The organism is Afipia sp. GW822-FHT04G07 (genome assembly GCF_058800765.1).
Window position 1 is genome coordinate 3,439,917 of sequence record NZ_JBXAMP010000001.1, and the last position, 13,311, is coordinate 3,453,227.

Sequence of the window (13,311 nt, forward strand, 5' to 3'; positions counted from 1 at the left end):
CGAAAGCATTTGCGACGAAGCAATCCAGCAAGTCTGGATTGCTTCGCTTCGCTCGCAATGACGGTATAGACTGATCGTCCCTCCGTCAGAGTTTTCACTCCATGAACCTTCATCACCTTCTCGAAAAGCGCCGTGCGGCGGGGAAACCCGTGCGTGTCGCGCTGATTGGCGCCGGCAAGTTCGGCTCGATGTTTCTCTCACAAGTGCCGCATACGCCGGGGCTTGAAGTGTCCGTCATTGTCGATCTCGATCCGGACCGCGCGCGCGAAGCCTGCCGCACGGTGGGATGGGATGCAGCGCGGATCGCTGCCACGACCTTCACCAAGGATGGCGGCGCCGCGACCGGTGGAAACATCGAAGTCGTGGTGGAAGCGACCGGCAATCCCTCGGTCGGCATTTGTCATGCGCGCGCAGCGATTGCCGCGGGCAAGCATATCGTCATGGTCAATGTCGAAGCCGACGTGCTGGCGGGTCCGTTGCTTGCGGACGAAGCGCGCCGCGCCGGTGTCGTCTATTCGCTCGCCTATGGCGATCAGCCTGCATTGACCGCTGAGATGGTGGACTGGGCGCGCGCCACCGGCTTCAAGGTCGTCGCGGCGGGCAAGGGCACCAAGTATCTGCCGATCTATCACGACGTGACACCCGCCGGCGTCTGGGGCCACTACGGCCTGACCGCCGCCGAGGCCCAGTCGGCCGGCATGAATCCGCAGATGTTCAACTCGTTTCTGGACGGCACCAAGTCCGCCATCGAAATGGCGGCGATCGCCAACGCCACCGGCCTCGACGTGCCGTCAGGCGGCCTGCTGTTTCCGCCGTGCGGCGTCGACGATCTGCCGCATATCATGCGTCCGCGCGACAAGGGCGGCGTGCTCGAAAAATCCGGCGTGGTGGAAGTGGTCTCGTCGCTGGAGCGCGACAGCCGCCCGGTGTTCCGCGATTTGCGCTGGGGCGTCTATGTCGTGCTGGAAGCGCCGAACGATTATGCGGCCGATTGTTTCCGCCAGTATGGTCTGAAGACGGATTCGTCGGGGCGTTATGCGGCGATGTACAAGCCGTATCACCTAATCGGGCTTGAACTGAACATCTCCGTGCTGTCGGCGGCGCTGCGCAATGAGCCGACCGGTCAGCCGCAGGATTTCCGCGGCGACGTCGCGGCCGTTGCAAAGAAAAATTTGCGCGCTGGCGAAATGCTGGACGGCGAGGGCGGCTATACGGTCTGGGGCAAGCTGATGCCGGCAGCGGACAGTCTCAGGGTCGGCGCGTTGCCGATCGGGCTGGCGCACCGGGTCAAACTGACGAAAGACATCGCGCACGGCGACGTGGTTCGCTGGTCGGACGTGGAGATCGACACAAAGGACGATGCGGTCGTGTTCCGCCGCGCCATGGAGACGAAGTTCGCCCACGCACGCTGAACCGTTTGTGTGATGCTTGCACGGCAAGCGTTGCGTATCGTGCAACAGTGATACGCAACGCTTGAACCGCGCTGGCGAGAAGACGGCAGCGATGGCTATAGTGCTTTCCGAAATCGGAGAGATGGCTGATGCCGTATATCGAAGCGTCCGGAGCGAAGCTGTATTATGAAGAAACCGGCAGCGGCTATCCGATCATTTTCGTTCACGAGTTCGGAGCGGACTGCCGCGAGTGGGAAAACCAGGTGCGTTATTTTTCGCGCGCCTACCGCTGCATTGCCTACAACGCGCGCGGTTATCCGCCCAGCGATGTTCCCGATGACCTGAATTTGTATGGCTGGGAATTTTCGGCCGATGACATCGCAGCGGTGATGCAGGGCGCCGGGGTCGATCGTGCCCACATCGTCGGTCTCAGCATGGGAGGATATGCGGCGCTTCAGTTCGGCTTGCGGCATCCCGGAAAAGCCTCGGCCATCGTTGCGGCCGGAGCGGGGACGGGATCGCCGCCGTCCACCCGCGAGGCGTGGCTCAAGGAAGCGCCGGCCACCTCGCGCGGCTTTATCGAGCGCGGCATGGACGCGATGGCCGACGAGATAGGGCACAGTCCGACCCGTATTCAGCTCAAGCACAAGGATCCGCGCGCCTGGCAGGAATTCGTCGATCACCTGCGCCAGCATTCGCCTCGCGGAATGTCGAACACGATGGCGCGCTATCAGGCGCTGCGGCCGTCGCTGCACGATTTCCAGGATCGGTTCGCGAAGCTGACGACGCCGGTACTCCTGGCGGTCGGCGACGAAGATGCGCCCTGCATCGAGACCAATCTGATGTTGAAGGCGGCGATTCCGAGCGCGGGACTGTGGGTGTGTCCGAACACCGGCCATGCCGTCAATCTCGAAGAACCTGCCGCGTTCAATGCGCAGGTGGAAATTTTTCTCAGCGCGGTGGAGCGTGGGACCTGGCGCCGCTGGATACCTACCGCGTAACGTGAGCCGAGACAGCGAGCCACTGGCCGCCGCGTTTGGCCCACACGTCTGTGTATCGGCCGCCGCCCGCGCTGCCGTCCGGCATAGTGTAGCTGGTGCGGGCGTGGATGATGGCGAAATCGCCCATCAGGCGGATCATCACGTCCTCAGCTTTAAGATCTGTGATCGTGACCGGCTTCGCGGTCTGGATCAGGAAACCCGCACGATCCACCAGCGAGCGGTCGGGGTTTGAGCAATAGAATTCGGGCGCGAGGATTTCGTCGAAACGGCGAACGTCGGAGGTTTGCACCGAGTCGATGTAATCGCGATTGAGCGCGAACAGCGTGTCGTGATCGGTCACTTTCATGTCCATCAGCTTGCCTCCCTTGCGCGCCTTGCCGTTGTAATGATGCGAACAATATCCCGGCTGTGGTATTCGGCAAGACCAGACGCCGCACATGGATACGGTGGGTTGCGAAACCGCGCATGAAAAAGACCGGCCCCGAAGGACCGGCCTTTCCCAGTTATCGCGTCGCCAAAACGCATCAGAGCTTTTTGTTCACGAAATCCGCGGCCTTGTCGGCGGCGTCCTTCACTGCTTCCTTGGCATCGCCGACCGCCTTCTGGCCGTGGCCTTTGGCTTCCTGAAGCGCGCCTTCGCCTTTCAGCTTGTCGGAGCCTGTGGCCTCGCCAATACCCTGCTTGGCCTTGCCGATGGCTTCGTTCGTTGCGCCCTTGATCTTGTCGGTGGTGCTGCTCATCACAATCTCCTTTACGTGAGTTCGCTGCGACAACGGCCGAGTTGACGGGATGTTCCTCATCTGATGATTTGGCTTTCGAACACGCGCTTGTGACGCGTTGCTGCAATTCGAGAAGGAACAGAGAATGTCGCATGATCATCCGCATGACCACGCACACCATCATGATCACGCGCACGACGATCAGCGCTGGAAACACGACGGCGTGCGCGTCATCCCCGGCGACCAGCTCGATCCGAATGTTCCTTCCACCGCAGGCATGGATCGCAAGGCCGCGATCAATTTCGCGCGCGTCGGCGCGCAGAAGCTCTGGGCGGGCACGGTGACCATCAAGCCCGATGCGAAAACCGGCGCACACCATCACGGCCATCTCGAAAGCATCATCTATGTGGTGCGTGGCAAGGCGCGGATGCGGTGGGGCGAGAATCTTCAGTTTACAGCGGAAGCCAATCCCGGAGATTTCATTTTCATTCCGCCTTATGTGCCGCATCAGGAAATCAATGCGAGCCCGGACGAGGCGCTGGAGTGCGTGCTGGTGCGCAGCGACGGACAGGCGGTGGCGATCAATCTCGACATCGAGCCGGTGGAAAAGCCGGAGACGGTGCTGTGGGTCGATCCCATTCACCGTGACCCTGCCGAAAAGGCATAGGGTGCGTCGTTCACGTTTCCTTGCGCAAATGCAGAGGCGGCCCGTCCGGTCCGGAATTGCGGTTCCGGATCAAGTGGTTGCGGTGCATCAAATTGATGACTGACGATTATTGACAATCGTCAATCATTGTAAGAAGGTGCTGGAGTATCCCAAGGGAGCTCCCAGATGCACCGAGTCCAGAAATTCATTAGCCAGCGCAATAGCTTGGCTGTTCTCGCCTTGATTATCCCCGCACTGGCGCTGGGAGCTTGCAGCAAGCAAGAGGCAGCGGAGGGCGAGAAGGGTCGCCCCGTCCTGGTCGCGACAGTCCACTATTCGTCCCAGTCTCCGGAACGCAGCTTTGTCGGCACGATCCGCCCGCGGGTGGAAACCGACATGGGTTTCCGCGTTCCCGGCAAGGTCGCCAAGCGGCTCGTTGAGGTCGGGCAGGTGGTCGATGTCGGCCAGCCGCTGGCGACGCTCGATGAGGTCGATCTGAAATTGCAGGCCGAGCAGGCCGAAGCCGAATTTCGCGCCGCGACCGGCGTGCTGGCGCAGGCGAGCGCTGCCGAGGGCCGCGCCAAGGAATTGCGCGCGAAAGGCTGGTCCACCGAAGCGCAACTCGATCAGGTCAAGGCGGCCGGCGACGAAGCCCGCGCACGTCTCAACCGGGCCGAACGCTCGGTCGAACTCACCAGGAACAGCTTGTCCTATGCCAGCCTGGAGGCCGACACGCGTGGCGTGGTCACGGCGACGCTGGTCGAGCCGGGGCAGGTGGTCGCGTCGGGGCAGACCGCGATCCGCGTGGCGCGTTCCGCGGAAAAGGAAGCCGTGGTCGCAATCCCCGAAACGCTGGTGAACTTCGCCAAGACCGGCGAGGCCAGCGTGACGCTGTGGTCGGAGCCTGGCAAGAAATACGCGGCGAAACTGCGCGAGATCGCGCCCGCAGCCGACGTCGCGACACGCACGTATCTGGCGAAATTTTCGTTGCCCGGCGCGGACGACGCGGTGTCGCTCGGCATGACGGCGACGCTGACGCTGGCCGACCCCGTAACCGAACGGGTTGCGCGGCTGCCGCTCTCGGCGCTGTTCAGTCAGGGCGACGGTCCGTCGCTCTATGTCGCTGACGCAAAGACCGGCGCGGTGTCGCTGAAGCCGGTGTCGGTGAAAGCCTATGAGACCGCGGACGTCCTGATCACCGGTGGCGTCGAGGAAGGCGCCACGGTGGTGGCGCTTGGCGTGCAGAAGCTCGATCCGGCCCAGAAGGTCCGGGTCGTTTCGTCGCTGTCGTTCTAAAAACCTCACGAGGGTCCGATGAAGCGATTCAATCTTTCCGCGTGGGCTGTCGCGCACCCCACTCTGATTCTATTCTTCATCGTGATGCTCGGCATCGCGGGCTTCTTCTCCTATGAGCGGCTCGGCCGCGCGGAAGACCCGTCCTTCACCATCAAGGTCGTTATCATCAATGCGATCTGGCCCGGCGCCACTGCCGCGGAGATGCAGTCGCAGGTGTCGGACCGTATCGAGAAGAAGCTGCAGGAGCTGCCTTACTTCGACAAGGTGCAGACCTACACCAAGCCGTCGTTCACCGCGATGACGATGTCCTTCAAGGACAACACACCGGCAAAGGACGTGCCGCAACTGTTCTATCAGCTGCGCAAGAAGCTCAGTGACATCAAGGCCGATCTGCCGCCCAACCTGATCGGGCCGAACATCAACGACGAATTCGGCGATGTGGACTCGATCCTTTATATGCTGACGGGTGATGGCGCGGATTACGCCCAGCTCAAGAAGGTGGCTGAGGGTTTGCGCCAGCGCCTGCTGAAGACGCCGGACGTGACCAAGGTCAATCTGTACGGCACGCAGGACGAACGCGTGTTCGTGGAGTTCTCCCACGCCAAGCTCGCGACACTGGGCATCACCACGCAGGCTTTGTTCGATTCGCTCGCCAAGCAGAATGCGGTTGTCCCCGCCGGCACCGTCGAGACCTCGTCGCAGCGCGTGCCGTTGCGCGTCACCGGCGCCTATGACAGCGTCAAGGCGGTCGCGGAAACGCCGGTCGAAGGCAATGGCCGTGTGTTTCGCCTCGGCGATATCGCAACCGTCACCCACGGGTTTGTCGATCCGCCCGACTACCAGATCCGTCAGGAAGGCAAGCCCGCCATTGGTGTCGGCCTGGTCATGGCGAAGGGCGCCAACATTCTGGATCTCGGCGAGACCGTGAAGAAGGCGACCGCGGAATTTATGGCCGCGGTGCCGCAAGGTTTCAACATCGAGCAGATCGCCGATCAGCCGAAAGTCGTTGAGACCGCGGTCAGCGAATTCGTTCACTCCTTCATCGAGGCGCTGGCGATCGTGCTGTTCGTGAGCTTTCTCGCGCTCGGCTGGCGCACCGGCATTGTCGTCGCGCTGTCGGTGCCGCTGGTTCTCGCCATCGTTTTCATCGTCATGAATGCGATGGGGATGGACCTGCATCGCATCACGCTCGGCGCGCTGATTATCGCGCTCGGCTTGCTGGTCGATGACGCCATCATCGCCGTCGAAATGATGGTGGTGAAGATGGAGCAGGGTTGGGACCGCGTGAAAGCGGCATCCTTCGCCTGGGAATCCACCGCGTTTCCGATGCTCACGGGAACGCTGGTCACGGCCGTTGGCTTCCTCCCCATCGGCTTTGCCAATTCGTCCGTCGGCGAATATGCCGGCGGCATCTTCTGGGTCGTGGCGATTGCGCTAGTGGCCTCATGGTTCGTCGCGGTGATCTTCACGCCTTATATCGGCGTCAAGCTGCTGCCGAACTTCGCCAAGGGAAAGCACAGCCACGATCCGCACGCGATCTACGAGACGCGGATGTATCGCGGCCTGCGCAGCGTAATCGAATGGTGCGTGAAGCGGCGCGGCACCGTGGTCCTCGCCACCGTCGGCGTGTTTGCACTGTCGATCGTCGGCTTCACCCATGTGCAGCAGCAGTTCTTCCCGCTGTCGGAACGTCCGGAACTGTTCCTTCAGTTGAGGCTGCCGGAAGGCTCCGCGTTCAACGTCACCAAGGAGAGCGTGAAGAAGGCGGAAGCGCTGCTCAAGGACGACAAGGACATCGTAACCTACACAACCTACATCGGGCAGGGCTCGCCGCGCTTCTGGCTCGGTCTCAATCCGCAATTGCCGAATGAATCGTTCTCAGAAACGGTCATTGTGTCGAAGGACGTCGCTGCGCGCGAGCGCATCAAGACGCGGATCGAGAAGGCGGTTGCCGACGGCGCGTTGTCGGAAGCGCGCGTGCGCGTGGACCGTTTCAACTTTGGTCCGCCGGTCGGCTTCCCGGTTCAGTTCCGGGTCGTGGGCCCCGACACCAAAACCGTGCGCGATATTGCCTACAAGGTGCGTGAGGTCGTGCGCGCTGAAAAGCGTGCCGTCGATCCGCATCTCGACTGGAACGAGCAGACGCCGTACCTCAAACTCGCTGTGGATCAGGATCGCGCCCGCGCGCTCGGCCTGACCCCGCAGGACATTTCGCAGTCGCTGGCGATGCTGATTTCCGGCGTGCAGGTGACGACGCTGCGTGACGGTATCGAGAAGGTCGGCGTGGTCGCCCGCGCCGTGCCGTCGGAACGTCTCGATCTCGGCCGCGTCGGTGATCTCACGATCTATTCGCGTAACGGCGTCGCGGTGCCGCTCTCTCAGGTCGCCAAGATTGAATACGCCCACGAGGAGCCGATCCTGTGGCGGCGTAATCGTGACATGGCGATCACTGTGCGCGCCGACATTGTCGATGGCGTGCAGGCGCCCGACGTGACCAACGCGATCTGGCCCAAACTTCAAGGCATCCGCGACAGCCTTCAGCCAGCCTATCGCATCGAAATAGGCGGCGCGATCGAGGAATCCGAAAAGGGCAATGCGTCGATCAACAAGCTGTTTCCTTTGATGGTGATCGGCATGTTGACGTTGCTGATGATCCAGTTGCAGAGCTTCTCGCGGCTTATTCTGGTGTTCCTCACCGCGCCGCTTGGCATCGTCGGCGCCTCGCTCGGTCTGAACGTCGCCAATAGCCCGTTCGGCTTCGTGGCGTTGCTCGGCCTGATCGCGCTGGCCGGCATGATTATGCGTAATGCGGTGATTCTGGTCGATCAGATCGAAACCGACGTCGAGCACGGCCTGACCCGGCGCGAAGCCATCGTCGAGGCCACGGTTCGCCGGGCGCGGCCGGTGGTTCTCACGGCGCTGGCCGCGATTTTGGCGATGATTCCGCTGTCGCGGTCGGCGTTCTGGGGGCCAATGGCCATCACCATCATGGGTGGATTGTTCGTTGCAACATTCCTGACGCTGCTGTTCCTGCCGGGCCTCTATGCGCTATGGTTCAGGAAGAGTCTGGACGAACGCGGCCCGGGCGAGGCTCAACAGCCGGGCGCGAAGCCCGGCCACCTTCAGCACGCGCCGCCGCTTGCGGCAGCCGCCGAGTAAGAACTGCTGGTACCGAGACAGACATGACGACGTTTCACGACGATACCGATGCTGAAAAGAAGGCGTGCATTCTCGCCACGGCGGAGCGCCTGTTTCGCGACATCGGCTATCTCAAAACCACGGTCGCCGATATCGCCCGGTCATTGAAAATGTCGCCGGCGAACATCTATCGCTTCTTCGATTCCAAGAAGTCGATTCACGAAGGCGTCGCGCGGCGGCTGATGAACGAGGTCGAGACCGAGGCGGAAGCCATCGCGGCCAAGACCACGCACCCGGCCGTGCGTCTGCGCGAGTTGCTGGCGACCGTGAGCCGCATGAATGCCGAGCGCTTCGTCGGCGATGCGAAGATCCACGAGATGGTCGCCATCGCGATGGAGGAAAGCTGGGACGTCTGTGAAGCGCATATCGAGCGGATCACCATGGCCATTGCCGCCGTCATCGCCGAAGGCGCGCAGACCGGGGTGTTCAAGGTGACCGACATCGAGCTCGCCGCCAAGAGCACCTGCACCGGCATGATCCGGTTCTTCCATCCCCAGATGATCGAGCAATGCGCCAAGAAGCCGGGGCCGAGCCTCGATCAAATGATAGACTTTGTCCTCGCAGCGCTTACCTTGAGCGCACCCGGAACGATGCCGGGCAACAGCGATGCGGGCAAAGTTTCTCATGGATAGTTCTTCGGGTCTTCCCTCTGGCGATTTTCACTATTACGAGCCCTCTCAAGGCCACGGCCTCAGGCACGATCCGTTCAACGCCATTGTCGGTCCCCGGCCCATCGGCTGGATTTCATCGAAGGACAGCAAGGGACACGTCAATCTCGCGCCCTATAGCTTCTTCAATGCCTTCTGTTACGTGCCGCCGATCATCGGGTTTTCCTCGACGGGCTGGAAAGACAGCGTTTCCAATATCCAGGAGACCAAGGAATTCACCTGGAATCTGGTGACCAAGCATATCGCCGAGCAGATGAACATGACATCGGCGAGCGTGCCGCACGAGACGGACGAATTCACGATCTCCGGGCTGACCAAGGTAGCCTCGCGCAAGGTCGATGTGCCGCGCGTCGGTGAAAGCCTCGTGTCGTTCGAGTGCAAGCTGACGCAGATGATCCAGCTTCAGGGCGCCGACGGCAGGAAGGCCGACGCCTGGGTGACCTTCGGCGAAGTGGTCGCGGTCCATATCGACAAGAGTCTGATCCGGGACGGCGTCTACCAGACCGCTGAGGCCTATCCGATCCTGCGCGCGGGGCGGATGGGCGACTATGCGCAAATCCGGCCCGACGTGATGTTCGAGATGATCCGGCCGCGGTAAGCGGCAGGCTCAAGTCTTGGTGATCTTGTCGATTGTTTAGGATGCCGTGCGGGAACGTTGAGCTAACGTGCAGGTTATTGAACCGGTAGTGTTTTCTGGGGCTTTCGCTTCAAACGCGACATAACGCCGAAGTTGTTTTCCAGCCTTGACCCGTTACATTTTACGCCTGTGGCACGCTGTCCGGGCATGATCGCCGAAATCAGATCATGCCCAAACAAATGCGAATTCGGCAAAGGATCATCCCATGAGCTTTTCCCTCCGCCGTGACCTTATCACCCGTCCGATCTACGCATGGGCGCACAAGGCGCTGCCGCCGATGTCCGATACCGAGCGCGAGGCGCTTGAAGCCGGCGACGTCTGGTGGGACGCCGACCTGTTTACCGGCAATCCGGACTGGTCGAAGCTGCTGGCGTTCGCACCGGCAAAGCTGACCGAGGAAGAGACCGCGTTTCTCAACGGTCCGGTCGAACAGCTTTGCGCGATGGTTGACGAATGGAAGGTCAACTGGGAATGGCGCGATCTGCCGCCCGAGGTGTGGGGGTTCATCAAGCGCAACAAATTCTTCGGCATGATCATTCCGAAGGAGTTTGGCGGGCTCGGCTTCTCGCCTTACGCGCATTCCGAGGTGGTGCGAAAGATTTCGTCGCGCTCGGTGACCGCCGCCGTGACGGTGATGGTCCCCAACTCGCTTGGGCCGGGCGAATTGCTGATGCAGTTCGGCACCGATGACCAGCGCAACAAATGGCTGCCGGGTCTGGCGGAAGGGCGCGAGATTCCGTGCTTCGGCCTGACCAGCCCGGAGGCCGGCTCCGACGCCGCGTCGATGATCGACACCGGCATCATCTGCAAGGGCACCTTCAACGGCAAGGAAACGCTCGGCCTGCGGCTGAACTGGCACAAGCGCTACATCACGCTTGGCCCGGTGGCGACACTGCTCGGTCTCGCGTTCAAGGCCTACGATCCGGATCACTTGATCGGCAGCGAGGAAGAACTCGGCATCACGGTTGCGCTGATTCCGACCGATCTGCCCGGTGTCACCATCGGCCATCGTCATCTGCCCGCGATGCAGGTGTTCCAGAACGGTCCGAACTGGGGCAAGGACGTTTTCATTCCGATGGATTTCATCATCGGCGGGCAGGAGCGCATCGGTCAAGGCTGGAAGATGTTGATGACCGCGCTGGCGGCAGGCCGCGGCATTTCGCTGCCGTCGCAATCGGCCGCGGGCGCGGCTTACTGCGCGCGTGCGACCGGCGCTTACGCGCGCATCCGCGAACAATTCCATGTTCCGATCGGAAAATTCGAGGGCATCGAGGAGCCGCTGGCGCGGATCGCCGGCACGGCCTATCAGCTCGACGCCGCGCGGCGGCTGACATGTTCGGCGCTCAATCAGCATATTCATCCGGCGGTGATTTCAGGCATCATGAAGCTGCACGCCACCGAACGCCTGCGCATCACGGTCGATGATGCGATGGACATTCACGGCGGCAAGGCCGTAATCGACGGCCCGCAGAATTACATGGGCAACTTATACCGCTCCGTGCCCGTCGCTATCACGGTGGAGGGCGCTAACATTTTGACGCGCAATCTGATCGTGTTCGGGCAGGGATCGGTCCGCGCGCATTCTTATCTGTTGAGCGAGATGACCGCCATCGGCGAAGCCGATCAGAAGAAAGGTCTCGCAGATTTCGACACCGCGTTCTGGAAACACGTCGGTCACGCCATCACCAACACGTTCCGCGCGTGGGGACGAAGCTGGACCGGTGGCGCGTTCGCGCCTGCGCCGGACGCGGGTGCCGCGACCGGCTACTATCGTCAGCTGTCGCGTTACTCCGCAGCCTTTGCGCTGTGCGCCGACATGGCGCTGCTAACTCTGGGCGGCGCGCTGAAGCGCAAGGAAATGCTGTCGGCGCGGTTCGGGGACATTCTCTCCGAATTGTACCTGCTCTCGGCGGCGCTGAAGCGCTGGGAGGATGAAGGCCGTCAGGAGGCCGATTTTGCTGCACTCGAATGGGTGATGGCGAACGGCATCCGCACCATCGAAAATCGGTTGGCCGAGGTGATGGCCAACCTGCCGAACCGCTTCGTGGGTGCGATCCTGAAATTTCTGATCCAGCCGCTTGGCGCAAACCCGCTCGGTCCGTCGGATCAGGTCGTGCATCGCTGCGCGCAATTGATCCTTGAGCCGTCGGCGTCGCGCGACCGCCTGACGGAAGGGCTTTATCACGCGAATGACGACGGCCCGCTGGCGCGGCTGGAGCGCGCGTTCCTGCTCGTCGCCGCCAATGAGCCGATCGAAAAGAAGATGCGTGACGCGCGTGTCCGGGACCGGGATGAGGCCGTGAAGAAGGGCGTCATTACGGCGGACGAAGGGGCGAGGCTGAAAGCTGCGCATGACGCGGTCGCACTGGTGATCGAGGTCGATGATTTCGCGCCGGAAGCGCTCTCGCCGATCTACAGGAAGCATTCCGACTTCAAGCAGACCTCACCGGATCGGGCTGCAAGCTGATGGCGCGACCGGTTTATATTATCGACGGCGCGCGGACGCCGTTTCTGAAAGCGCAAGGCGGGCCGGGGCCTTTCACCCCGGTCGATCTTGCCGTTCAGGCAGGGCGGCCATTGCTGGCGCGGCAGCCATTCGCTCCCAACGCATTCGATCAGGTCATTCTCGGTTGCGTCAATGTCATCGCGGATGAAATGAACCCGGCGCGCGTCGCCGCGTTGCGGCTCGGCATGGGCGAGCGCATGGTGGCGTTCACCGTGCAGATCAACTGCGGCTCGGGGATGCAGTCGATCGACACGGCGTATCGTTACATCGAAGCAGGCAAAGCCGACATGATTCTGGCGGGCGGCGCGGAAGCATTGAGCTACGCGCCGCTGGTGTTTCCGCAATCCGGCGTGCGCTGGTTCGCAAAACTCGCCACCGCCAAAGATACACTTTCGAAGGTCGCGGCGTTTCTGAAGGCCCGTCCGGAGTACTTCAAGCCGATCATTGGCCTCGAGCGCGGGCTCACCGATCCGATCACCGATCTGAACATGGGCCAGACCGCGGAGGTCGTCGCGCACCTGATGGGCGTGACGCGCGAGCAGGCCGATGCCTATGCGGTGGAGAGCCACAGACGGCTCGCGCGTGCGCAGGAGCAGGGCTTTCTCAAGGGCGAAGTCGAAACGGCGTTCGCGCGCGATGGAAAGTTCTACGACCATGACGACGGCGTGCGGCCGGATTCGTCGATGGACAAGCTCGCGAAACTCAAGCCGGCGTTCGAGCGGCCATGGGGGCAGGTGACGCCCGGCAACTCGTCGCAGATCACCGATGGCGCATGCTGGACGATTCTGGCGTCGGAAGACGCTGTCAACAAATACGGCCTCAAGCCGAAGGCGATCATTGTTGACAGCCAATGGGCCGGGCTCGATCCGGGCGTCATGGGCTTCGGGCCGGTGCTGTCATCGACCGAACTCTTGAAGCGCAACAAGCTCAAATTGCAGGACGTCGAGACCTGGGAAATCAATGAGGCGTTCGCGTCGCAGTTGCTCGGCTGTCTTGCTGCGTGGAATGACGACAAGTTCTGCCGCGAGGTGCTGGGGCTTGACGGCGCAGCGGGCCAGATCGATCAGGCGAAGCTCAATGTCGATGGCGGCGCCATCAGCCTTGGACATCCCGTCGGCACCAGCGGCAACCGCATCGTGCTGCATCTTGTAAATGCGATGAAACGTCTCGGCACCAAACGCGGCATCGCCACCGAATGTATCGGCGGCGGTCTCGGCGGCGCGATGCTGATCGAGACAGTGTAAGGGAA

At 61.9% G+C, this 13,311-nt stretch carries 11 protein-coding genes; 9 read left to right on the forward strand and 2 right to left on the reverse strand.

Going from position 1 to position 13,311, the window contains the following annotated elements:
* The first annotated feature begins 101 nt into the window (after positions 1-101).
* Together AC1RKJ_RS16890 and AC1RKJ_RS16895 are read left to right on the forward strand one after the other, a co-directional pair.
* Positions 102-1,412 carry an NAD(P)H-dependent oxidoreductase gene (locus AC1RKJ_RS16890; protein WP_492792067.1) on the forward strand — a complete coding sequence of 437 codons (1,311 nt, stop codon included), beginning with the start codon at positions 102-104 and terminating at the stop codon, positions 1,410-1,412.
* Between the two features lie 128 nt (positions 1,413-1,540).
* A complete protein-coding gene (locus tag AC1RKJ_RS16895; RefSeq protein WP_492792068.1) occupies positions 1,541-2,392 on the forward strand; it encodes an alpha/beta fold hydrolase in 852 nt (283 codons plus the stop codon).
* Here AC1RKJ_RS16895 and AC1RKJ_RS16900 read toward each other — a convergent pair.
* Together AC1RKJ_RS16900 and AC1RKJ_RS16905 are read right to left on the reverse strand one after the other, a co-directional pair.
* Positions 2,382-2,744 carry a nuclear transport factor 2 family protein gene (locus tag AC1RKJ_RS16900; RefSeq protein WP_492792069.1) on the reverse strand — a complete coding sequence of 121 codons (363 nt, stop codon included), beginning with the start codon at positions 2,742-2,744 and terminating at the stop codon, positions 2,382-2,384. The two genes, AC1RKJ_RS16895 and AC1RKJ_RS16900, sit on opposite strands and share 11 nt — an antisense overlap.
* 172 nt (positions 2,745-2,916) lie before the next feature.
* The gene (locus AC1RKJ_RS16905; protein WP_492792070.1) at positions 2,917-3,132 is read right to left on the reverse strand and encodes a CsbD family protein; all 216 of its coding nucleotides are present in this window, start codon (positions 3,130-3,132) and stop codon (positions 2,917-2,919) included.
* Between the two features lie 124 nt (positions 3,133-3,256).
* On the opposite strand from AC1RKJ_RS16905, the gene AC1RKJ_RS16910 reads away from it, so the two are divergent.
* The 7 genes from AC1RKJ_RS16910 to AC1RKJ_RS16940 all read left to right on the forward strand — a co-directional run bounded on the left by AC1RKJ_RS16910 (position 3,257) and on the right by AC1RKJ_RS16940 (position 13,306).
* Positions 3,257-3,778: a cupin domain-containing protein gene (locus tag AC1RKJ_RS16910; protein WP_492792071.1), complete on the forward strand. Its 522-nt coding sequence runs from the start codon at positions 3,257-3,259 to the stop codon at positions 3,776-3,778.
* A gap of 165 nt (positions 3,779-3,943) precedes the next feature.
* Positions 3,944-5,053 carry an efflux RND transporter periplasmic adaptor subunit gene (locus tag AC1RKJ_RS16915; RefSeq protein WP_492792072.1) on the forward strand — a complete coding sequence of 370 codons (1,110 nt, stop codon included), beginning with the start codon at positions 3,944-3,946 and terminating at the stop codon, positions 5,051-5,053.
* An 18-nt stretch (positions 5,054-5,071) separates the two neighbouring features.
* Positions 5,072-8,212 (forward strand): efflux RND transporter permease subunit, encoded by a 3,141-nt coding sequence (locus AC1RKJ_RS16920; protein WP_492792073.1) that lies wholly within the window; start codon positions 5,072-5,074, stop codon positions 8,210-8,212.
* A gap of 23 nt (positions 8,213-8,235) precedes the next feature.
* On the forward strand, positions 8,236-8,883 hold the full coding sequence (locus AC1RKJ_RS16925) for a TetR/AcrR family transcriptional regulator (RefSeq protein WP_492792074.1): 648 nt from the start codon (positions 8,236-8,238) through the stop codon (positions 8,881-8,883).
* On the forward strand, positions 8,876-9,517 hold the full coding sequence (locus AC1RKJ_RS16930) for a flavin reductase family protein (RefSeq protein ID WP_492792075.1): 642 nt from the start codon (positions 8,876-8,878) through the stop codon (positions 9,515-9,517). Before AC1RKJ_RS16925 ends, AC1RKJ_RS16930 begins: the two co-directional genes overlap by 8 nt.
* Before the next feature lie 244 nt (positions 9,518-9,761).
* Positions 9,762-12,023 carry an acyl-CoA dehydrogenase gene (locus AC1RKJ_RS16935; RefSeq protein ID WP_492792076.1) on the forward strand — a complete coding sequence of 754 codons (2,262 nt, stop codon included), beginning with the start codon at positions 9,762-9,764 and terminating at the stop codon, positions 12,021-12,023.
* Positions 12,023-13,306 (forward strand): acetyl-CoA C-acetyltransferase, encoded by a 1,284-nt coding sequence (locus AC1RKJ_RS16940; RefSeq protein ID WP_492792077.1) that lies wholly within the window; start codon positions 12,023-12,025, stop codon positions 13,304-13,306. The genes AC1RKJ_RS16935 and AC1RKJ_RS16940 overlap by 1 nt, the downstream gene beginning before the upstream one ends.
* Positions 13,307-13,311: the final 5 nt, after the last annotated feature.

Bases quoted from the DNA above. Each gene is read 5' to 3' on its own strand.
- AC1RKJ_RS16940 (WP_492792077.1), top strand. From the start codon at position 12,023: ATGGCGCGACCGGTTTATATTATCGACGGCGCGCGGACGCCGTTTCTG.
- AC1RKJ_RS16905 (WP_492792070.1), bottom strand. From the start codon at position 3,132: ATGAGCAGCACCACCGACAAGATCAAGGGCGCAACGAACGAAGCCATC.
- AC1RKJ_RS16915 (WP_492792072.1), top strand. From the start codon at position 3,944: ATGCACCGAGTCCAGAAATTCATTAGCCAGCGCAATAGCTTGGCTGTT.
- AC1RKJ_RS16910 (WP_492792071.1), top strand. From the start codon at position 3,257: ATGTCGCATGATCATCCGCATGACCACGCACACCATCATGATCACGCG.
- AC1RKJ_RS16930 (WP_492792075.1), top strand. From the start codon at position 8,876: ATGGATAGTTCTTCGGGTCTTCCCTCTGGCGATTTTCACTATTACGAG.
- AC1RKJ_RS16890 (WP_492792067.1), top strand. From the start codon at position 102: ATGAACCTTCATCACCTTCTCGAAAAGCGCCGTGCGGCGGGGAAACCC.
- AC1RKJ_RS16935 (WP_492792076.1), top strand. From the start codon at position 9,762: ATGAGCTTTTCCCTCCGCCGTGACCTTATCACCCGTCCGATCTACGCA.
- AC1RKJ_RS16895 (WP_492792068.1), top strand. From the start codon at position 1,541: ATGCCGTATATCGAAGCGTCCGGAGCGAAGCTGTATTATGAAGAAACC.
- AC1RKJ_RS16920 (WP_492792073.1), top strand. From the start codon at position 5,072: ATGAAGCGATTCAATCTTTCCGCGTGGGCTGTCGCGCACCCCACTCTG.
- AC1RKJ_RS16925 (WP_492792074.1), top strand. From the start codon at position 8,236: ATGACGACGTTTCACGACGATACCGATGCTGAAAAGAAGGCGTGCATT.
- AC1RKJ_RS16900 (WP_492792069.1), bottom strand. From the start codon at position 2,744: ATGGACATGAAAGTGACCGATCACGACACGCTGTTCGCGCTCAATCGC.